At 64.6% G+C, this 20,449-nt stretch carries 22 protein-coding genes and 1 tRNA gene; 9 read left to right on the forward strand and 14 right to left on the reverse strand.

Annotated elements, in window-relative coordinates; genetic code table 11:
- The first annotated feature begins 50 nt into the window (after positions 1-50).
- Positions 51-806 carry an FCD domain-containing protein gene (locus tag BMI85_RS15795; RefSeq protein WP_078521711.1) on the forward strand — a complete coding sequence of 252 codons (756 nt, stop codon included), beginning with the start codon at positions 51-53 and terminating at the stop codon, positions 804-806.
- Positions 807-1,059: 253 nt separating this feature from the next.
- Here BMI85_RS15795 and BMI85_RS15800 read toward each other — a convergent pair whose 3' ends face one another.
- Complete coding sequence (locus tag BMI85_RS15800; protein ID WP_078601951.1) at positions 1,060-1,767, reverse strand: DUF1028 domain-containing protein; 708 nt, start codon at positions 1,765-1,767, stop codon at positions 1,060-1,062.
- A 101-nt stretch (positions 1,768-1,868) separates the two neighbouring features.
- On the opposite strand from BMI85_RS15800, the gene BMI85_RS15805 reads away from it, so the two are divergent.
- The 6 genes from BMI85_RS15805 (at position 1,869) to BMI85_RS15830 (ending at position 10,717) form a co-directional block, all read left to right on the forward strand.
- Positions 1,869-3,458: an ABC transporter substrate-binding protein gene (locus tag BMI85_RS15805; RefSeq protein ID WP_078601952.1), complete on the forward strand. Its 1,590-nt coding sequence runs from the start codon at positions 1,869-1,871 to the stop codon at positions 3,456-3,458.
- Positions 3,459-3,535: 77 nt separating this feature from the next.
- The gene (locus tag BMI85_RS15810) at positions 3,536-4,483 is read left to right on the forward strand and encodes an ABC transporter permease (protein WP_078521715.1); all 948 of its coding nucleotides are present in this window, start codon (positions 3,536-3,538) and stop codon (positions 4,481-4,483) included.
- Entirely contained in the window at positions 4,480-6,366 is a 1,887-nt protein-coding gene (locus tag BMI85_RS15815) for a dipeptide/oligopeptide/nickel ABC transporter permease/ATP-binding protein (protein WP_078601953.1), read from the forward strand. The genes BMI85_RS15810 and BMI85_RS15815 overlap by 4 nt, the downstream gene beginning before the upstream one ends.
- Positions 6,363-7,331, forward strand: coding sequence for an oligopeptide/dipeptide ABC transporter ATP-binding protein (locus BMI85_RS15820; RefSeq protein ID WP_078601954.1), 969 nt, complete (start codon positions 6,363-6,365; stop codon positions 7,329-7,331). The genes BMI85_RS15815 and BMI85_RS15820 overlap by 4 nt, the downstream gene beginning before the upstream one ends.
- A 181-nt stretch (positions 7,332-7,512) precedes the next feature.
- The gene (locus tag BMI85_RS15825) at positions 7,513-9,879 is read left to right on the forward strand and encodes a Tex family protein (RefSeq protein WP_078601955.1); all 2,367 of its coding nucleotides are present in this window, start codon (positions 7,513-7,515) and stop codon (positions 9,877-9,879) included.
- A gap of 133 nt (positions 9,880-10,012) precedes the next feature.
- On the forward strand, positions 10,013-10,717 hold the full coding sequence (locus BMI85_RS15830; protein WP_078601956.1) for a hypothetical protein: 705 nt from the start codon (positions 10,013-10,015) through the stop codon (positions 10,715-10,717).
- A 110-nt stretch (positions 10,718-10,827) separates the two neighbouring features.
- Here BMI85_RS15830 and BMI85_RS15835 read toward each other — a convergent pair.
- The 6 genes from BMI85_RS15835 to BMI85_RS15860 form a co-directional block, all read right to left on the reverse strand.
- A tRNA-Phe gene (locus BMI85_RS15835) sits at positions 10,828-10,903 on the reverse strand.
- Between the two features lie 98 nt (positions 10,904-11,001).
- Positions 11,002-11,193 carry a DNA gyrase inhibitor YacG gene (yacG, locus tag BMI85_RS15840; RefSeq protein ID WP_078545394.1) on the reverse strand — a complete coding sequence of 64 codons (192 nt, stop codon included), beginning with the start codon at positions 11,191-11,193 and terminating at the stop codon, positions 11,002-11,004.
- Positions 11,190-12,242, reverse strand: a complete 1,053-nt coding sequence (locus tag BMI85_RS15845) for a ribonuclease E/G (RefSeq protein ID WP_078601957.1) — start codon at positions 12,240-12,242, stop codon at positions 11,190-11,192. Before BMI85_RS15845 ends, yacG begins: the two co-directional genes overlap by 4 nt.
- Positions 12,242-12,811: a Maf family protein gene (locus BMI85_RS15850; protein WP_078601958.1), complete on the reverse strand. Its 570-nt coding sequence runs from the start codon at positions 12,809-12,811 to the stop codon at positions 12,242-12,244. Before BMI85_RS15850 ends, BMI85_RS15845 begins: the two co-directional genes overlap by 1 nt.
- On the reverse strand, positions 12,808-13,026 hold the full coding sequence (gene infA, locus BMI85_RS15855) for a translation initiation factor IF-1 (protein WP_010397442.1): 219 nt from the start codon (positions 13,024-13,026) through the stop codon (positions 12,808-12,810). Before infA ends, BMI85_RS15850 begins: the two co-directional genes overlap by 4 nt.
- 126 nt (positions 13,027-13,152) lie before the next feature.
- Entirely contained in the window at positions 13,153-14,412 is a 1,260-nt protein-coding gene (locus BMI85_RS15860; protein WP_078601959.1) for an RNA-guided endonuclease TnpB family protein, read from the reverse strand.
- 3 nt (positions 14,413-14,415) lie between these two features.
- On the opposite strand from BMI85_RS15860, the gene tnpA reads away from it, so the two are divergent.
- Complete coding sequence (tnpA, locus tag BMI85_RS15865) at positions 14,416-14,835, forward strand: IS200/IS605 family transposase (RefSeq protein ID WP_078601960.1); 420 nt, start codon at positions 14,416-14,418, stop codon at positions 14,833-14,835.
- Between the two features lie 72 nt (positions 14,836-14,907).
- Here the strand turns inward: tnpA and BMI85_RS15870 are convergent, their stop codons facing one another.
- The 4 genes from BMI85_RS15870 to BMI85_RS15885 form a co-directional block, all read right to left on the reverse strand.
- Complete coding sequence (locus BMI85_RS15870; protein ID WP_078602203.1) at positions 14,908-15,786, reverse strand: carbon-nitrogen hydrolase family protein; 879 nt, start codon at positions 15,784-15,786, stop codon at positions 14,908-14,910.
- Positions 15,787-15,794: 8 nt separating this feature from the next.
- Positions 15,795-16,376 (reverse strand): GNAT family N-acetyltransferase, encoded by a 582-nt coding sequence (locus BMI85_RS15875; protein ID WP_078601961.1) that lies wholly within the window; start codon positions 16,374-16,376, stop codon positions 15,795-15,797.
- The gene (locus BMI85_RS15880; protein ID WP_078521731.1) at positions 16,376-16,783 is read right to left on the reverse strand and encodes a ketosteroid isomerase-related protein; all 408 of its coding nucleotides are present in this window, start codon (positions 16,781-16,783) and stop codon (positions 16,376-16,378) included. Before BMI85_RS15880 ends, BMI85_RS15875 begins: the two co-directional genes overlap by 1 nt.
- 82 nt (positions 16,784-16,865) lie before the next feature.
- Positions 16,866-17,696 (reverse strand): NAD(P)H-binding protein, encoded by an 831-nt coding sequence (locus BMI85_RS15885; protein WP_078601962.1) that lies wholly within the window; start codon positions 17,694-17,696, stop codon positions 16,866-16,868.
- A gap of 110 nt (positions 17,697-17,806) precedes the next feature.
- Here BMI85_RS15885 and BMI85_RS15890 point away from each other — a divergent pair, with 110 nt between their 5' ends.
- A complete protein-coding gene (locus BMI85_RS15890; protein ID WP_078601963.1) occupies positions 17,807-18,181 on the forward strand; it encodes a helix-turn-helix domain-containing protein in 375 nt (124 codons plus the stop codon).
- On the opposite strand, the gene BMI85_RS15895 is transcribed toward BMI85_RS15890, so the two are convergent.
- From BMI85_RS15895 to hisD, 3 genes are read right to left on the reverse strand one after another with little or no spacing between them, the layout of a single operon-like run.
- A complete protein-coding gene (locus BMI85_RS15895; RefSeq protein ID WP_078571357.1) occupies positions 18,182-18,634 on the reverse strand; it encodes a low molecular weight phosphatase family protein in 453 nt (150 codons plus the stop codon).
- A 5-nt stretch (positions 18,635-18,639) separates the two neighbouring features.
- Positions 18,640-19,116 carry a UPF0262 family protein gene (locus tag BMI85_RS15900; RefSeq protein ID WP_078601964.1) on the reverse strand — a complete coding sequence of 159 codons (477 nt, stop codon included), beginning with the start codon at positions 19,114-19,116 and terminating at the stop codon, positions 18,640-18,642.
- Entirely contained in the window at positions 19,116-20,429 is a 1,314-nt protein-coding gene (gene hisD, locus BMI85_RS15905) for a histidinol dehydrogenase (protein WP_078601965.1), read from the reverse strand. Before hisD ends, BMI85_RS15900 begins: the two co-directional genes overlap by 1 nt.
- Positions 20,430-20,449: the final 20 nt, after the last annotated feature.

A 20,449-nucleotide genomic window follows, 5' to 3' on the forward strand; every position in this document is an offset into this window, starting at 1 on the left:
TGCGAATTGGTCTAGGAGAAACGCCAGTGAGTTTCCCCTCAAGAGATCCGATGCCCCGCAAACCCGCCACCGAACCCAAGCGCTCTCGCCCCGCCCGCGTGGCCGATCAGATCAAGGACTGGGTGGTCGCGCAGCGCTTGAAGAAGGGCGACCGCCTGCCCGGCGAGACCGAGATGATCGAACGGTTCGGTATGGCGAAGGGCACGATCCGCGAGGCGATGCGGCTGCTGGAGGCGCAGGGGCTGGTGACCACGCGCACAGGGCCGGGCGGCGGGTCCTTCGTGGGCGAGGTCAGCGAGGAGCGCGCCCGGGCGCTATTGGGAAACTACTTCTATTTCAAGGATCTGACGGTCGCCGACATCTACCAGATCCGCCGCGCGCTGGAGCCCGAAGTGGCCGCGAGCCTTGCCGGAAAGCTCTCAGAGGCGGATCTGGCCGAGCTGGAGGCGCTGGTCTCGCAATATGCCGCCCCCGCCGCCACGCCCGAGGAAGAGCGCGAACAGCATGTGGATTCCCTGAAATTCCACGCGGTGCTGGCGCGGCATTCCGACAATGCGCTGCTGGCCTTCCTGATCCGCTTCATGGCGCAGATCCTGTCGGACCTGACGGTCTATCGAAAACTCTACGCGCCCCATAATCGCGAGCTGTGGGAGAGCGGGCGCAACCACCAGATCGCCCTGATCGCCGCGCTGCGTGAGGGCCGTGCCGAGGATGCCCGCACGATCATGGCCGACCACATGGCCACCGCCCAGCGCTTCATGGAAGCGCAGGAGGCCGAGGTGATGAAACGCTTCATCGCCGAGTGACACGGGCTTTCGCGCCGAGGGCCGCGCCCGAGCCTCGGGCGGGCGCTTCGCAACGCGTGTGGCTTAGCGATTTATCTCGCAAACCCGAAAATCGGTGATGCATGCGCCGACGCCGCCAATGCGCCCTCCCGTGGGGAAGGGTAAGCCGGGAAAGAGGGGCTTTCCAGTGGAAGGGCACCCCGGCGAACGCCTGAGCCTTGCGAAGGCCGGACGGGCGCGGCCTGGGGCTGGTCGCCCCGCGCCAAGTTCCGAGCTACTCCGTCCCGGCCTCGGGCAGCGGGAGCGCTTCGGGCTCCACCAGATCGGGGGCACGATAGGGATCGTCGAGCGTCGGCACGACGCGGGTCCAGCCGTAATAGGGCTCGGCCCGGGCGGCGGCGAGCAGGTCGGTCAGATCCTCGAGCGGCTTGGCGGAGCGGTCGATGCGCAAAGTGAGCGGCGTCGTCGCGCGCGATGCTACCAGAAGCGCCGCTGAGAGCAGCCCGCGACTGTCGCCTCCCGCACGCGCGCCTGCCACCAGCGCGGCCATCAGCCGGTCGGGCATCGCGCCGAGCGTGGAGAGGTAGGTATCGCGCACCGCCTCGATCACCGACCAATCGGCAAGCATATTGCCCGACACCACAACGCCCGGACCTTCCAGCGCGCCGCAGACCGGCACCGACATCTCGCCGGTGAAATGGCCCGTGCGCCCGCGAAGGTCGATGGCGGCGAGTTGGCGGTGGGCGCGTCCGGTATCCGGGCCTGTCACCTCGGCCACGGCGTCAGGCGCGGACATGCCCGCCTTCATCTTCGCCAGCACATCCTCGCCCCAAAGCGTCGAAGGCGCGGTGCCCTGACTGGCCGACAATCCCGATTCGGCGCCGCCGCGCAGCACCCAGCCGCCGACGCAGAGGCTGCCGGTCATGGCCGCCCCGCCAAAGACGCCTGTTTTTTCGTCATATGCCAGAATTGATACCGTCACGGCGGAACTCCGTTAATCTGCGCCCTTGCATTTATCATGATAATTTGCCCTCATGCAATCATCACCAATAAAAATCAGCCATGCTGAACAGGAGAGGTACTATGGCAAAACTCACCCTTACGCGGCGCGGTCTTCTGATCTCGGGCGTGGCGACGGGCGTCCTGATGGGAACCGGTCTGCCTTCGATGGCGGCGACCCCGCCCGGCGTTCTGGTCGTCGGCCAGATCGCGGAGCCCAAAGCGCTCGACCCGGCGGCGGTCACCGCCGTGAACGACTTCCGCATTCTGATGAATCTCTATGACGGGCTGGTGCGCTACAAATCCGGCACGCTCGAAGTCGAACCGGCCCTCGCCGAGAGCTGGGACATCTCGGATGACGGCAAGACCTACACCTTCCACCTGCGTCAGGGTGTGAAGTTCCATGACGGGTCCGATTTCGACGCCGAGGCGGTGAAGTTCAACTTCGAGCGGATGCTCGACGAGAACCACCCCTATTACCACACCGGCCCCTTCCCGCTCGCCTTCTTCTTCTCGAGCGTGGACACGATCGACGCGAAAGACCCGAAAACCGTGGTCTTCACGCTGAAAGAACCCTATGCGCCTTTCCTGTCGAACCTCGCCTATCCGACGGGGCTGATCGTCTCGCCGACGGCGGTGAAGAAATTCGACAAGGATTTCGGCCGCAACCCGGTCGGCACCGGCCCCTTCACCTTCAAGGAATGGCGCCCGAACGAGGCCGTCGTGGTCGAGGGCAACCCGGATTACTGGGACACGCCCACCTCGCTCAAGGCGGTGATCTTCCGCCCGATCACGGACGCCAATACCCGCGTGGCCGAGATGCTCGCGGGCGGGATCGACCTGATGGTCGAGGTGCCCCCGGTGGCGCTCAAGGAGTTCCAGAACGACAGCTACAACCTCGTCGAACAGGCGGGCCCGCATCTGTGGTTCCTGATCCTCGATTGCGCCAAGGGGCCGTTCAAGGACAAGAAGGCCCGTCAGGCCGCGAACTACGCGATCAACAAGGAAGCGATCGTCAACGATGTGCTCGAAGGGACGGCGACCGTGGCCAACGGCCCGACGCCCGCGGCCTTCGCCTGGGCGCATGACGACAGCCTCGCCCCCTACCCCTACGACCCGGAAAAGGCCAAGGCGCTGCTGAAAGAGGCCGGCGTGGCCGAGGGCACGGAAGTGACCTTCTACGTCACCGATGGCGGCTCGGGGATGCTCGACCCGGTGGCGATGGGCACAGCGATTCAGGCCGACCTGAAAGCCGTGGGACTGAACGCCAAAATCGAGACCTTCGAGTGGAACACCTTCCTCGGCAAGGTGAACCCGGGGCTCGACTCGAACGGCCAGCATGTCGACATGGCCGAGATGGCGTGGATGACGAACGATCCCGACACCCTGCCCTATCTCGCGCTGCGCACCGATGCCTGGCCCGACAAGGGCGGCTTCAACTCGGGCTATTACTCGAACCCCGAGGTCGACAAGCTGCTCGAAGAGGCGCGCACCGCGACCGATCAGTCCAAGCGCGCCGAGCTCTACAAGAAGATGCAGCAGATCGTGCATGACGACGCGCCTTGGGTCTTCGTGGCGAACTGGAAGCAGAACGCGGTGACGAACGACAAAGTGTCGGACTTCACGCTGCAGCCCTCGTTCTTCCTGCTCCTCAAGGACGTGACGAAGGCCTGATCCTTCCGGGTGCGCGGGCCGCGACAGGCCCGCGCACTCTTTTTTTCATCATTTGCGCGTCACCCAAAGGGAGACCAATGGGCAGCTATATCCTCAAACGGCTCTTGCTGGCGGTGCCGGTGATCCTTGGGATCACGGTGATCGTCTTCCTGATCATGGCGATGATCCCGGGCGACCCGGCAACCGCGATCTTGGGCAGCTATGCCACGCCCGAGAACGTGGCGCGTCTGAACCGCGATCTAGGTCTCGATCAGCCGCTGGTGGCGCGCTATTTCATCTGGCTGGGGAACATGCTCCACGGCGATTTCGGCCAGAGCTTCTCGCTCAATCGCCCCGTGATCGACGAGGTGCTGGAGCGGTTCAACAACACGCTGATCCTTGCGGGCACCTCCTTCGTTCTTTGCACGGTGTTCGGCATTCTCGCGGGCGTGGTCTCGGCCGCACGTCAATATGGCTTCGCCGACAAGGCGATCACCTTCGTGGTGCTGCTGGGCATCTCGATCCCGTCCTTCTTCCTCGGGATGATGATGATCCTGATCTTCGCGGTGGACCTGCAATGGCTGCCGGTTTCCGGGATGTATGCGATCTATGGCGGCGGCGATCTGCCCGACTTGATCCACCACCTCACGATGCCCGCGCTGGCGCTCGCCGTGGTGGCGACCGGCGTGGTGGCGCGGCTGTCGCGCTCGGCCATGCTGGAGGTGCTGCGACAGGATTTCATCCGCACCGCGCGAGCCAAGGGCGTGAAAGAGGGCCGCGTGATCTGGGGCCATGCGCTGCGCGCGGCGATGGTCTCGATCATCCCCGTGCTCGGCATTCAGGCGGGCTTCGTGCTCTCGGGCGCGGTCTATATCGAGATCGTGTTCCAATGGCCCGGCATCGGGCGGATGCTGGTCGATGCGATCTTGCAGCGTGACATCCTGCTCGTCCAAGGCGGCGTCGTCTTCGTCGCGGCCTGCTACGTCATTTTCAACATCATCGTCGATGTCGCCCAGAGCCTTCTCGACCCGAGGATCAAGACATGAGCGCGTTCTTCAAACTTCTCGCGCGCAACCGGCTGGCGCTGGGTGGGCTGATCGTGATGGGGTTGGTGGTGGCTCTGGCGCTGATCACGCCGCTGCTGCCGCTCGTCGATCCGGATGCGACGAACACCGCGAACCGCTTCCTGCCGCCGTTTTCCGATGGCGCGCTGCTGGGCACCGATGCGCTGGGGCGCGATCTGCTCTCGCGGCTTCTGTGGGGCACGCGGCTGTCGCTCGCCGTGGGCTTTGCCGCCGCTCTCTTCGCCGCCGTCGCGGGCGCGGCAGTCGGCATCATCGCGGGCTTCTATGGCGGGCGGGCGGACAACATCATCATGCGCGCCGTCGATATGCTGATGGCCTTCCCTTATATCCTGCTGGCACTCGCGATCGTCGCCGCTCTCGGCCCCGGTCTCGTGAATGCGCTGATCGCGGTGTCGGTGGTCAACATCCCCTTCTTCGCACGCAACATTCGCGGCATCACCGTGGGACTTGCCAACAAGGAATTCGTGGATGCGGCGAAGCTCGCGGGCATGTCCAATGCGCGCATCATCACCTCGGAAATCCTGCCCAATGTGGTACCCGTCATCGTGATCGCGATGTCCACCACGATCGGCTGGATGATCCTCGAGACGGCGGGTCTGAGCTTCCTCGGCCTCGGCTCGCAGCCGCCGCAGGCCGATCTCGGGAGCATGCTGGGTGAGGCGCGCTCGGCGCTGATCACCAACCCGCATACCTCGGTCATTCCCGGCATCATGATCCTGATCATCGTGATGAGCATCAACCTGCTGGGCGACGGCGTGCGCGATGCGCTGGATCCGCGGCTGAAATCGGGCGCGCTGAGCCGTCCGATGGCCGCGACCCGCGTGGATCGCAAACACACCCCCGCGCCGGAAGTCGCGACTGACGGCATTCTCAGCCTCGAGAACCTGCGCACAGAATTCCACGTCAAGGACCGGATCTACAAGGCGGTGTCTGGTGTCTCTCTGTCGGTCAAACCCGGCGAATGTCTCGGCGTGATCGGCGAGTCCGGCTCGGGCAAATCGGTCACGGCACTGTCGATTATGGGCCTCGTCGCCTCCCCGCCCGGCGTCATCACCGGCGGGGCCGCGCGCCTTGAGGGCCGCGATATGATCGGTGCGCGCTATGGCGATCTGAGAACCCTGCGCGGTCGCCGCGTCGCCTATATCTTCCAGGACCCGCTGGCGACGCTACACCCGCTCTACAAGGTCGGCGATCAACTGGTGGAGGCGATCTCCAGCCATCGCTCGATCTCGAAATCCGAAGGTCGTGCAAAGGCCATCGAGCTGCTGAAATCCGTGCGCATCCCCAATTCCGAGGAGCGCGTGGACAGCTACCCACACGAGATGTCGGGGGGCATGCGTCAGCGCGTCGGCATCGCGATGGCGTTGGCCAACGATCCCGACGTGATCATCGCGGACGAGCCCACCACCGCGCTCGACGTGACGGTGCAGGCGCAGATCCTCTCGCTGCTCGACGATCTGCGGCGCGAACGCGGGCTCGCCATCATCTTCATCACCCATGATTTCGGCGTTGTGGCCCAGCTGTGCGACCGCGTGGCGGTGATGTATGCGGGTCGGATCGTCGAGGAAGGTCCGACGATGGAGATCCTGCGCGCGCCCGCCCATCCCTACACCGCGCGGCTAATCGCCTGCGTGCCCGAACTCGGCGCGGGCAAACGCAAGCTGGAGGCGATCCCGGGTCTGCCGCCTTCGGTCGATGCGCTGCCCGCAGGCTGCGCTTTTGCCGATCGCTGCCTGAAGGCACAACCGTCGTGCAAAGAAGGCGAGATACTGCTCGAAGGGACTGGATCGCGCGCCGTGCGCTGCCTCTACCCCGAGCTCTCTCTCGCGGAGGAAACCGCATGAGCATCGCCCTGCAAATCACCGACCTGTCGAAAACCTTTCCCGTTGGCAAGAAGCTGTCCGGCGGCGCCACCGGCGGGGTGAAAGCAGTTCATCCGATGACGCTCTCGGTCCAGACGGGCGAGACGCTGGGAATCGTAGGGGAATCCGGCTGCGGCAAGTCCACGCTGGCGCGGATGCTGGTGGGCCTCCTGCCCGCGACGACCGGCACGATCGAAATCGAGGGTTCGGCGCTCGACAACGCCGACCCGGCCGAGTTCGGCAAGCGCATCCAATATGTGTTTCAGGACCCGATCTCTTCGCTGAACCCGCGCAAGACGATCCGGCAGATCATGGATGCGCCCTTGAAGCTGCTGCACGGAATGGACCGCAAGGCACGCGAGAAGCGCATCCTCGAGATCTTTGACAGCGTGAACCTGCGCGCCGATTTCCTCGACCGCTACCCGCATGAGTTCTCGGGTGGTCAGGCGCAGCGCATCGGCATCGCGCGGGCGCTGGCGGCGCAGGCGCGCATCCTGATCCTCGACGAACCCGTCTCGGCGCTCGATGTGTCGGTGCAGGCGCAGGTGCTGAACTTGCTCGCCGATCTGAAACGCGAATTCGGCCTGACTTACCTCTTCATCAGCCACGATCTGGCGGTGGTCGAGGCAGTCTCTGACCGGATCGCAGTGCTGTATTTCGGCTCGGTGGTCGAGGAAGGGCGGGCCGAGGAAATCTTCGCCCATCCGCGCCACCCCTACACGAAGCTGCTGGCCGAAAGCGCGCCGGTCGTGGGGCGTGCGCTGTCCGACCCCGAAGACGGGCACGCGGAATTGCCGAACCCGCTCGACCCGCCACCCGGGTGCGCATTCGCGATGCGGTGCCCCTACGCGACCGATACATGCCGGGACGCAGCTCCCGCGCTCGAACAGATCGGTGACGATCAACGGGTCGCCTGCTTCCACCCCTTGCCTGCCGGGCCCCTCTGACAATTGCCCGGAGCTTGGTGCGGCTACGGCGAAAGCCCGACTCCCGGCTCGAAGCCTCAAACTGTTCGAACGGCTGCGGGTAGGCGGAGACCGGAGCAATCCGCCTACCCGCAGCCTTGCCCCTTTTCCCCGCCCGAGCAGGCGGCTATTGCTGGCAACCCGACCGCATCAGGAGACAGCCTTGGCCCAAACCGATTCCGCCCCCGTTCAAGCCCGCATCGCGCAGACCATCGCCACGGATATCGCGGCGAAGCCCGCACAGGTGACCGCAGCGATCGGACTTCTAGATGGCGGGGCGACCGTGCCCTTCGTGGCGCGCTACCGCAAAGAGGTCACCGGCGGGCTCGACGATACGCAGCTGCGGCAGCTTTCGGATCGACTGGGCTATCTGCGCGAGATGGAGGCGCGGCGCGAGACGATCCTCAATTCGATCCGCGAGCAGGGCAAGCTGACCGACGATCTGGCACGGTCCATCGCGCGGGCCGAAAGCAAGGCCACGCTCGAAGACATCTATCTGCCGTTCAAACCCAAGCGCCGCACCAAGGCGATGATCGCGCGCGAGAACGGACTCGAGCCGCTGTTGCGCGCCATTCAGGAAGACCGGAGCGCCACGCCCGAGGCACTGGCGGAGGGCTACGTCACCGAGGCCGTGCCGACGACCAAGGATGCTCTGAACGGCGCGCGCGACATTCTGACCGAGGAACTGTCGGAAAACGCCGAACTGCTCGGCACCCTGCGCGACTTCATGCGCGCCGAGGCCTTCATCGCCGCTCGGGTCGTGCCCGGTAAGGAAGAGGCAGGCGCGAAGTTCTCGGATTATTTCGACCACCGCGAGAAATGGGCCGACATTCCCGGCCACCGGGCGCTCGCCATTCTGCGCGCCGCGAAGGAAGAGATCGTGACGATGGAAATCGCGCCCGATCCCGAGACCGGTGAAGACCGCGCGATCGGCCAGATCGCAGCGACCCTCGACACTCAGGCCGGGCGTCCCGGTGATCTCTGGCTGCGCGACGTGGCGCGATGGGCGTGGCGCGTGAAATTCTCGGTCTCGCTCTATGTCGACCTGCTGGGCGAGCTGCGCCAGCGCGCCCATGACGAGGCGATCAAGGTCTTCGCGCGCAACCTGCATGACCTGCTGCTGGCAGCCCCCGCCGGTCCGCGCGCCACGCTGGGCCTCGATCCCGGCATCCGCACCGGGGTGAAGGCCGCCGTGGTGGACGCGACTGGCAAGCTCTTGGAGACCGCGACCCTTTACCCCTTCCAGCCGAAGATGGACCTGCGCGGAGCCGAGACGAAGATCATCGACATGGTCAAGCGCCACGGCGTCGAGCTGATCGCCATCGGCAACGGCACCGCCAGCCGCGAGACCGAACGGATGGTCGCCGACACGCTGAAGCTGCTGCCGCCGGGGGTGCGGGCGCCGACGAAAGTGGTCGTCTCGGAAGCGGGTGCCTCGGTCTATTCGGCCTCGGAACTGGCCGCGCGCGAATTCCCCGATCTGGACGTGAGCTTGCGCGGGGCGGTCTCGATCGCGCGGCGCCTGCAGGACCCACTGGCGGAACTGGTGAAGATCGAGCCGCAGAGCATCGGCGTCGGACAATATCAGCACGACGTGGATCAGCGTCGCCTGTCGCAGGCGCTGGAGGCGGTCGTCGAAGATGCCGTGAACGCGGTGGGCGTCGATCTGAACATGGCCTCCGCGCCGCTTCTGGCGCAGGTCGCGGGGCTTGGGCCCGCACTGGCGCAGGCCATCGTCGCGCATCGCGACGCGCATGGCGCCTTCCCCTCGCGCCGCGCGCTGATGGAGGTGGCCGGGCTCGGCCCCAAGGCCTTCGAGCAATGCGCGGGCTTCCTGCGTATCCGCGATGGCGAAGAACCGCTCGATGCTTCCTCGGTTCACCCCGAAGCCTACGCGGTCGCACGCAAGATCGTGGAAAGCTGCGGCCGCGACATCCGCGAGATCATGGGCCAGCCGACCGCGCTGAAAGACCTGCGCGCGGAGCAATTCGTCACCGGCGATTTCGGTCTGCCCACCATTCGCGACATCTTCGCGGAACTGGAAAAACCCGGCCGCGACCCGCGCCCCACCTTCAAGACCGCGCAGTTCACCGATGGCGTGGAGGACATCAAAGACCTCAAGCCGGGGATGAGCCTGGAGGGCACCGTGACCAACGTGGCCGCCTTCGGTGCTTTCGTGGATATCGGCGTGCATCAGGACGGTCTGGTGCATGTCAGCCAGCTTGCAGATCGCTTCGTGAAGGATCCGCATGAGGTGGTAAAAGCGGGCGACGTGGTGCGCGTGCGCGTGACCGAGGTCGATATTCCGCGCAAACGGATCGGCCTGTCGATGCGCAAGCAATCCGAGGGCGGCGCGCCTGCGCGGGGAAAAGGCCCGGCGCGGCAGGACAAGGGTCAGGATCGCGGCAAACCCGGCCCGCAAGGCCCCCGTGGAAAAGGGACCGGCAAGGGCCAAGGCAAGGCGCCGGCGAAGGACAGCAGCAATGGCGCGTTCGGCGCAGCGCTTCGCGATGCGATGAACCGGCGCTGAAGCCAGCCAAGCGGGTTGAACGATCGGGGATCTACCAGAGGTGAGCTGCGACACAGGAACAGCGCCACAACTTGCCTTCCCCGGCCCCCGCCGATAGCGTCACGCGAAACCACATAGGCGGGGGAGGCGGACCATGGCGCTTTGCAGCGATGCGGCGATGGTGCTGTTCTATGACATCGACGGTGACACCGCCGACCACGACCACTGGCACAGCCATGAGCACCTGCATGAGCGCCTCTCGGTTCCCGGCTTTCTACGGGCGACGCGCTGGATCGCGACCGAGAGCGGGCCACGCTACATGGTCACCTATGAAGTCAGCGGGACCGACGTGGCGACGTCGCAGGGCTACCTCGACCGCCTGAACGACCCCACATCCTGGACCGGTGCGGTCATGCCGCGGTTTCGCGGCATGATGCGCGGTTTCTGCACGATTCCGGCGAGCGAGGGCTATGGCTTGGGCGGTTTCGCCACAGCCTTCCGCTTTCAACCCGGCCCCGGACACGAAGACGCTGCGGCGTCCTGGATCGCGCAGGAGGTGCTGCAGGAGATCGCCTATCGCCCGGGTGTCGCCAGCGTCCAGCTGCTCCGTCCGACAGCACCGCCGCCGATGACGCGCGAGCAAGCACTGCGCGGTGCCGACACACCACTGCCGTGGCTACTCATCGCCACCGGCTATGACGCGGCGCTGCTGGGTCAGGCAGTGGAGCGCGGTTTCGATCCGGCTTCCGAAGCCGCTGCCGGGCTGATCGGCGACGTCGTCGCGACGCATTACGTGCTGAATCACACCGCGACTGCTGACGAGGTCGCGCGCACGCCCAAGCCGCAGTTTCCGCGGTAGGTTATTCCTTCGGGGCGGAAGACGAGCTTTCACCGACACAGAACCGTTTGCGGCCACTCAATAAATGGAGCGCATCCAGTCCAAAACGTGTTTCTATTTCGAGGATTTTGTGGTGCCCGGAGGCGGACTCGAACCACCGACACGCGAATTTTCAATCCGCTGCTCTACCAACTGAGCTATCCGGGCACTGCGACCTTTCGGTCTTGGTGGAGCGGTTACTAGACGAGGGCGCGGGGGGTGTCCAGAGGGATTTCGCAGAAATTTACGCGAACTTGCGAAACGTCTCAGTGCGGCTTGCCGGGGGGGGTATCATCGCCTGCGGGACCGGTCGGCGCGCGCTCTTCTTCCTCGGCGATATCGCCGGGAATGACGTAGGAACCATTCAGCCAGCGCGCCAGATCAACGTCGGCGCAACGCTTCGAACAGAAGGGGCGATATTTCGGGTCGGCATCCTTGCCGCAGATCGGACAGCTCATTTCGCCTCCCTGTTTTGGCCCCGCAGCAGGCGCACGAGCGGGACGCGGTCGCGCTTGCGTTGCATCTCGAAATTGCCCAGCGGCGTCCAGCCTGCCAGCGATGTCTCGGGCTCGCCTTTGACGGCGCGGCGCAGCTGCTGCTCCAGCGCCTGACGGTCGCGCTTGGGCATCGGAGCGAAGTCGATCACGACCTGGCCTCCAAGGCCGCGCAGACGCAGCTGCCGGGGCAATTCGCGGGCCGCGGCGATATTCGCCTTCAGCGCCGCGGCGGGCGTCGTGTCGTTGCCGGTATTGACGTCGACCGCAATCAGGGCGCGGGTCGGCTCGATCATCAGATGCGCGCCGCCCGGCAGGTCGACGCGCGGATGCAGAAGCGCTTCGATCGCGTCGGTGACGCCGTGGTCGTCGAACCCGCCTTCGATCACCTCGTCGGGCAGGGGTTCGGCCCAGTCGCGCCAGGCTTCTTCATGCGGATCGGGCGCGTCGACGAGCAGTTCCGGCCCGCCCTCAACGTCGCTCGTCACGGCCTCGGCCAGCTCGCGCATCGCGGCGACATCCTCGGCCACTTCTTCGAGCGGCACATGGGCCGCGGCAGAGCGCAGGATCACGCCCATATCCGAGCTTTCCATCACCGCCTCGGCTGCTGCCTGCAGATCGGCGCGCAAGCCCTCTTCATGGATCCGGCGCGAGACGTTGATGCCGGGCGCGCCGGGGGTGACGATGGCGTAGCGCGATTTGAACAGAACGCGCAGCGTCACGGGCAGCGCCTTGCCGGGCTCGGTGCCGCCCGAGACCATGCAGATCACGGTCTGGCCGGGAGCGAGCCCCTTCACTTCTTTCAGAAAGCCACGCGTGGCTTCGGGCAGATCGACGAAGACGCCACCCTGCCCTTTCATCTGGCGGCCGATCGTGCCGCGCAGAATCGCACCGGGGGCGAAGCTGATCTCTTCGGAGGTGTCGATAATCAGGTCTTCGAGTTGCCCGTCGACCATCAGCGCCGCGGCCTCGCGACCGGCGATCTCGTCCAGCAGAACCAAGCGCCCCTGCATTATACGTCCCCTCGAATGCCCGCGCTTGCGAGCAGCGTTGCGGTTTCTGCGAGCGGCAGCCCCACGACTGCGGTGAAGGACCCTTGAATCCACGGGACGAAAGCGCCGCCGCGTCCCTGGATCGCGTAGCCGCCCGCCTTGCCATGCCACTCGCCCGAGGCGAGATAGCCGTTCACGTCCTCGTCGCTGAGCGGCTTGAACTTCACCACCGTATCGACGAGCCGCTCGCGCAGACCCTGCGCCGTGCGCATCGCGACAGCGGTGAACACATGGTGCCGACGTCCGGACAACAGCCAGAGAAACTCCGCCGCTTCCTTCTCGTCTTCGGGTTTACCCAAGATACGGCGCCCGCAGGTCACCGTGGTATCGGCGCTCAGCAGCACTTCGTCGTCGGCCACATTGAGCGCCATCGCTTTTTCGCGGGCCATGCGGGCGACATAGTCACGCGCCGCCTCGCCCTTGAAAGGCGTCTCGTCGATATCGGCGGGGCGCACGTCAAAAGGCTCCAGCCCGAGCTGGGCCAGAAGCTCTCGCCGTCGCGGGCTCGCCGAGCCGAGGATCAGCTTCACTTGAAGCGGTAGTTGATACGACCCTTCGTGAGGTCGTAGGTGTTCATTTCCACCTGAACCTTGTCGCCTGCCAGAACACGGATGCGGTTCTTACGCATCTTGCCTGCCATATGCGCGATGATCTCATGGCCGTTTTCCAGCTCGACCCGAAACGTCGCGTTAGGCAGGAGTTCCTTCACGACACCGGGAAATTCGAGCATTTCTTCCTTGGCCATGGTCACTCCATAAATGGTTACCCGCGTCATCTGCGGGCGAGCGTTTAAATGCGCCCCTAGGCCGCGAAATTCAAGCAGAATATGAACCTGCCCCCACGATCTACCGAGATTCGCGGGAGTTTCGGGTCAGATCGAGACCTGATCCGCGACCGTCCCGGCCGCTTTGTCTACGTCGCCGCCCAGAGATTTCAGCCGAGCCTCTTCAGTCAGGCCCCATTGAAGAAGCACACGCGCGGCGGCTTCGTCGCGGCTGAGCGAACATCCGCATTCGCAAATATGCTGCCGCTCCGAGAGCGCTTTTCGCTTTTGGGCCCCGCAATCTGGGCAACGTTGCGAAGGTCTGAGCTTGCGTGTCGGCGCCTCAAGAAACTCCACACCAGCTTCTTCCGCTTTGTATCGGAGCATTTTCAAAAAATTTGACGGAGCCGCATCAAGAATCGCTCGGTTCAAGCCAGACTTCTGAGCAACGTTCTTGCCGGGACACTGCTTACTGCCTTTCGCCGAACGGGTCATGTTTCCCACATCGAGCCGCTCAGTCGCAATTAAGCGGTGGCGGGCCACCAGGCCGGCAGAAACCTTGTGAAGAAAATCTTTTCTTCTAGACGCAATTTTTGCGTGGCGACGCGCGAGTTGCTTTCGATGACGTTGAAGCGAGCGCAACGAAACCTTTTTCGCCTTGGCGGCAGAAGAGAGGCGTCGCTGCGCCTCTACCAGCTCCTCCATCTCACCTCGGAGATGGCGCGGGTTTGCCACCGCTTCATATTCGCCATTCTCGTTCGCAAGAGTTGCGAAATCGGAGACACCCCAGTCAAGTCCGGCGGCCGGCCCGTGTGCCTCTTCACGCTGCGCGCAATCGGTTTCCACCACCACGTTGAGCATCCACCCACGCGCAGAACGGAAAACATCAGCCTTCAGAATGCGCCCCGGCGTCCTTGCGACGCCTCGCATGCGCATCCGCCCAACACCAAACAGAGTCACGTGCCCGTGCCTCCCCCCAGGGCCCAGCTCAACCTTAAAGCCATTACAGTGCTGCTTATACCCCCAGCCGCGAAACCGTTGCCGCGAACGGAAACGGGGAAAGCCCGAACGCTCTCCGGCCCGCACTCGCTTAAAGAAGTTCTGAAACGCGCGATCGAGCCGCTTCAGAACGACCTGAGCTTCGTGAGAATGGACACACCCAGACCAGTTTTCAACATCGACTCGAATGTGTTTAAGCGCCTTTTCCTGATCAGAAAGGCGAAGATGCACACCGTGACGCCAAGCCCCAATACGCTCCTCAAGCGCCGCATTCCAAAGATCAACGAGGAGGCAGTGCTTTTGCCAAAGCCTGTCGCGTTGCGCGCGACTGGGGTAGAGCTTGAATGAAAGAGATCTGATCGAACTCATGATATGGATAATATTGGTTCAGACATGAAAAATCAATACTACATCAATGAAAACAATTGTTTTTTTGACATCTCATACAAAATGGTTCTGGCAACAAAAGGACGTCAATCAACCCTGTCACGTGAGATGCATAGAGTCGCGAAACATGTGACCCTTGAACGCTGCCGCGCTCGCAACGGCGACCTTCTCGAGTTTTCAGGCGCAGAGGACCATTTGGAAATTTCTTTTTCCCTCCCCCCTAGTGAGGCGGTGTCTTCTTTTGCGAATGCAGTAAAGACAAGCATCTCAAGACGTCTTAGGCGGGATTTCCCCGAGCTGAAGCTGCTCGGCGCAGGGTTATGGGCGCCAAGTTATTTTGTCGCGAGCCTCGGCAACCCGCCCGAAGCAGCGATACAGCATTACCTACAAAGCGAAGGCGGGTAGTCAGAAGATTCTGCGATGCGGCGAGGCCATGAAGGAAATTCCGTAAACGACATCGGCCCCGCTTTGCAGAACCTACCTCGGAACGATTAGAGGAAACGCAACCACCTGAATCTGCTCGGACCAATGTTTGTAGGGCAAAACAGTCCCTGCAGTCCGGCTTTCTGCGACGCGATCCAAGTCCACCGTCGCGAAGGTCCAGCCGGGTGAGTCGGGCGCTCCTTCGGCCACGATCCCGCTTTCCGGCCAGAGCCCGTCGGGCGGCGCGAAGATCGCAGCCGTGCCGCGGTTCTGGTCCACCGCCGGGCACCAGAGCGCATCGCCTACGGTCGGGGCCTGGACGGTCACGCATTGGTTTTCCAGCGCGCGCGCCATCGCACCTATCCGCACCCGGTTATAGCCCGCGAGCGTGTCGGTGCAGGAGGGCACGAGGATGATCTCCGCCCCGGCCTCGGCCAGCGCACGCGCCAGCAGGGGGAATTCGCTGTCGTAGCAGATCGTCACGCCGATCTTGCCAAGCGCGGTGTTGAAGAGCACCAGCCCCTCGCCTGCATCGACATGCCAGATCTCACGCTCGAACCGCGTCATGATCGCCTTGTCCTGATGCCCGATCAGCCCGCCGGGGCCGAACAGGCTCGCCCGGTTCACGCGCTTGGTGCCGTCGATGACGGGTCCGGAGGGGGCGAGAATATGCACGCCATGCTCCACCGCGAGACCTGCGAACAGCGATTCCATGTCCACTCGCAGCCCGGCCACATGGACCAGCGCGGCTTCCAGATCGACCGCGACCTCGGCGCCGCCGAGGCTCGCCAGCTCCATCGCGCCGTATTCGGGAAAGACCAGAAGCTGCGCGCCCTGCCCTGCGGCCTCGGCCACCCAAGCCGTAACCTTCGCCGTGTAGCCCGCCCAGTCCTCGAACCAGTCGAGCGGATAGGCCGCCGCCGCGATCATCACCTCGCGGCTCACAGCTTGCGCCCCCAGAATTGCAGCGCCTTCTCGGTCTGCTCATCCTCACCCAGGTCGGTCCATTTGAACCGCGCGATTACGCCCTCCATCGGCGCATAGCCCCGCTTGCGCCAAAACCCGTCGAGCGGGCGGTAATCGGCGGGCTTCAAGGGATGATCGTCGGGCCGGATCACCGAGCAGAAGACCGAATGACCGCGCCCCAGCTCGCGCGCATGGGCCTCTCGGTGATCGAAGAAGGCGTGACCGAGCCCCTGCCCGCGATAGTCAGGCAGAAGGACCGACTCGGCGCAGTAGAACACGTCCTGAAGCTTCAACCCGGTGCCCGCGAAAGGTGCCGCGAAATCGCCCGCGTGATCTTCCAGCGGCGTCCCGGTCGCAGCGCCCACCAGTCGCGCCCCGTCGAACGCACCGACGACCACCGCCGCATCGCTTTCCCGATAGCTCTGGATATAGCGCCGCTCATAGTCGAGCGACCCGTCATAGATATAAGGCCAGTCGCGGAACACCGCGATCCGCAGCCGCGCCACGTCGTCGAGCGCTGCGTCCAGCGTCTCTCCGGTCAGCCGCCGCACCTCCATCACGAGACCTGCGCGATCCAGTCGGCGAGGTTGTAATAGGTGACGACGCGGGTGATCTTGCCCTCGTCGAGAGTGAAGAACGCCCCCGCCGGCAGGACATAGCTTTGCCCATGCGCCTCGGGCAGACCGTCATCGGTCTCCAGATAGACACCGTTCACGATGAACTCCGCCGCCGCCCGCGTGCCTGAGTCATTGGCCATGATGACCATGTCGGTCAGCTGCTCGCGATAGCAGCGGCTCATATGCTTGTTGAATTCGCGGAACGCCTCGATCCCGTGGCGGATCTTTCCCTCGTTCACGTGATGCGCGAAGGGCTCGCCCAGTTGGGCCTCCATCCCTGCCGTATCGCCCGCGTTGAAGGCATCGTAGTAACGCGAGATCGTATCGAGAGTGCGGGCGCGCGGCATGGCCATTCTCCGTAAAGCAGTCTGGCCTTGAGTGCCACGCGCCACGCGTCGCGTCAAACGCGGTCATAGGCGCCATCGCAGGTCACCCCAATGCGGCGCGCACGATCTCGGCCAGCGGCGTGGTCGGGCGGCCGATCAGCCGCGACAGGTCGTGGCTGTCATCGAACAGCGCACCATTGGCGGCCTGCGCATCCGAATCCGCGATGATCGCGGCGAAGGGGCCGGGCAGGCCCATCGTCTCGAGCAACGCGCGATACTCGGCCTCGGCGAGGTGCGAGACCTCGACCGCCCGACCGGCCTGTGCGGCGATCTCGGCGGCCAGCTCGTCGAGGGTGAAACTCGCATCGCCCGCCAGCTCATAGGTTTTGCCCTGCAAGCCGGGATCGAGCGCCACGGCGGCCAGCGCCTCGGCATAATCACTGCGCGCGGCTGCCGCGATCCGGCCTGCGCCCGACGCCCCAGCGATCGTGCCCGACTGCGCGGCATAGACGATCGCGCTGTCGTAATTCTCGCCATACCAGCCATTGCGCAGCAGCGTATGGCTCAGCCCCGATGCGGCCAGCGCCGCCTCGGTCGCCACGTGCTCCTCGGCCAGCTGCATCTTCGAACGGTCGGCATGCAGCAGCGACGTGTAAAGGATATGGCCGACCCCATGCGCCTTGGCGGCCTCGATCACGTTGCCATGTTGCGGCGCGCGCTGGCCGACCTCGCTCGACGAGATCAGGATCAGCGTGTCGACACCTGCCAGCGCGTCGAAGCTGCTCGGGTCGGAATAGTCGAAACGCCGCCCGGCGCCCGTCAGCTTCTCAGGGCTGCGTGCCAGCCCGATCACGTCGGTCGCGCCGCGCGCGGCCAATGCGGCAAGGGTGAGTTGGCCAAGATGGCCGGTGGCTCCGGTAACGGCGATGGTCATGGCGACCTCCTTTTGTCTTTCGCTGACGGGAAGCTGCGCTCTTTACTGCGCAAAAGGAAGTACCTACATTTTGGTAAGTGTTCAGCAGCCCCGCACAGGACCTCCGCATTATGCAACAGATCGATCCCGCACTGCCCGTCGCAGATGTGTTCAACGCCGATTGCCCCTCGCGCATGATCCTGTCGCATGTCAGTTCGCGCTGGGGCGGGCTGGTTCTGGTCGCGCTGCGCGACGGGCGGCTGCGCTTTTCCGAGTTGCGTCGCAGGATCGGCGGCATTTCCGAGCGGATGCTGGCCCAGACCTTGCAGGTGCTCGAAGCGGATGGGCTGATCTCGCGGCGCGATCATGGCGAGGTGCCGCCGCGCGTGGACTATTGCCTGACCGAGGCAGGAGAGGCGATCGCGATCCGCTATTTCGAGCTTGCGCATTGGATCGAGGCGAACCTGAGCCGACTTGGCACGCAGCCTGCACAGTCGGGCGACTGATCAGGCGGTCGGCTCTCCGAAACGTTCGATGAGATGGCGACGGATCTGGTCGCGAGTGTCGCGGTAGGCGGCGAGTTTGGCCTCGCGCGTCTCGCCGATCCCGGTCGGGTCGAGGATCGGCCAATATTCCACGTCGAGATGGAAGAACCGCGTCAGCTCCAGCGCCTGACGCTGCGAGGCGGGCGAGAGCGCGATCACCAGATCAAAGGCCGACAGATCGTCGCCCCATTCCTGCAGCTCGGTGAAAGAGCGCGCGCGGTGACGCTCCAGATTGACGCCGATCTCGGCCATCACCGCGATGGTGAAGCCGTCGATCTCCAGATCGGCTTTCACGCCCACCGACTGCACGTAGCATTCGGTTCCGTAGAATTTCTTCATCATCCCCTCGGCCATCGGGGAGCGCGTGGAATTATGATCGCACGCAAAAAGAACGGAGTTGGGGATCTCGCCCATTCCGATTACCTCGGGGCGAGAACGGCAACGAGGGTGAAGAGGCGCCGCGCCGTATCGATGTCGATCTCGGCCTTGCCTTCAAGGCGTTCCTGCAGGATGCGCGCGCCTTCGTTATGGATGCCGCGCCGGGCCATGTCGATCGCCTCGATCTGGCTGGGCGGCAGTTTCTTGACCGCCTCGAAATAGCTCTCGCAGATCTGAAAGTAATCCTTCACCGCCTGCCGGAACGGGCCGAAGGACAGATGGAACTCAGCCACTTTCGAACCGCTCTCGGTCTCGGTGTCGAAAACCAGCCGCCGGTCGCGCACGCCAAGCGTCAGCGCGAACGGCCCTTCTGGTGCAGGTTGCCCGTCGCGGCCCGGGATATTGAAGCTGTTATCCTCGAGCAGATCGTAGATCGCGACCTTGCGCTCCTGCTCAATCTCCGGCGAGGGCGCGGGCAGCCCGCCCGTGTCCAGCTGGATATGAGAAATCCGGGCCATCACCCCTCCCCTTCGTCATTGAGCGCATCGAGCCGCGCACGCACCGACAGCCCATGCGCCTCGAGGCTTTCCGATTTCGCCAGCACCTCTGCCGAAGGGCCGATCGCCTTCAGCGCGCCGGGCGTCATCTTCGCCAGCGTGGTGCGCTTGATGAAGTCCATCACCGAGAGGCCCGAGGAGAAGCGTGCCGAGCGCGCCGTCGGCAGAACGTGGTTCGGCCCGCCGATATAATCGCCGATCGCTTCGGGCGTGTAGGCGCCAAGGAAGATCGCGCCCGCATGGGTGATCGCCTCCGCCAACCAGTCGGGATCGGCGACGCAAAGCTCCAGATGCTCTGGCGCAACCCGGTTCGACAGCTCGGCCGCCTCCATCAGATCGCGCGCCACGATCACCGCCCCGAAGTCGCGCCAGCTCGCGCCTGCAATCGCACGGCGCTCCAGCGTCTCGAGCCGTTTCTCGACTGCCGCAACGACCGCCTTGCCGAAAGCCTCGTCGGTGGTGATCAGGATCGCCTGTGCGCTCTCGTCATGCTCGGCCTGGCTCATCAGGTCGAGCGCGATCCAATCCGGATCGCCCGTGCCATCCGCGATCACGAGGATTTCCGACGGGCCCGCAATCATGTCGATGCCGACGCGCCCGAAGACCCGCCGCTTGGCCGCCGCCACGAAAGCGTTGCCCGGCCCGGTGATCTTGTCGACCGCCGTGATCGTCTCGGTCCCGTAGGCCATCGCGGCAATCGCCTGCGCGCCCCCCATCCGGTAGACCGTATCGACGCCCGCCAATTGCGCGGCCAGCAGCACCAGCGGGTTCACCGCCCCGCCCGGCGTCGGGCACGCCACGACCAACCGCTCCACACCCGCGACCTTCGCCGGGATCGCGTTCATCAGCACCGAAGAGGGATAGCTCGCCAGCCCGCCCGGAACATAGAGCCCTGCGGCTGAAACCGGCCCCCAGCGCCAGCCGAGCTCCGCCCCGCTCGCGTCGATCCAACGCGCGTCATGCGGCATCTGGCGTTCGTGATAGGCGCGGATACGTTCGGCCGCCAGTTCCAGGGCCGCGCGCTCTTCGGCGGGCACTTTTGCGACCTCAGCCTCGATCTCCTCAGCCGAAAAAGCCAGCGTCTCCGGCGTCAGCTCCAGTCGGTCGAATTTCGCGGTCAGCTCAATCAGCGCTGCATCGCCCCGCTTGCGGATATCCGCGATGATCCCGGCCACGACAGCATCCACATCGGGGCTGTCCTCGCGCTTCATCCCCAGAAGTTCGACAAACCGGGCCTCAAAGCCCTCTTCGCGCGTGTCCAGAAAGTGCGGCATCGACAGTCTCCTATTCCGCT

This window comes from Thioclava sp. DLFJ4-1 (assembly GCF_002020145.1).
Lineage (GTDB): Bacteria > Pseudomonadota > Alphaproteobacteria > Rhodobacterales > Rhodobacteraceae > Thioclava > Thioclava sediminum.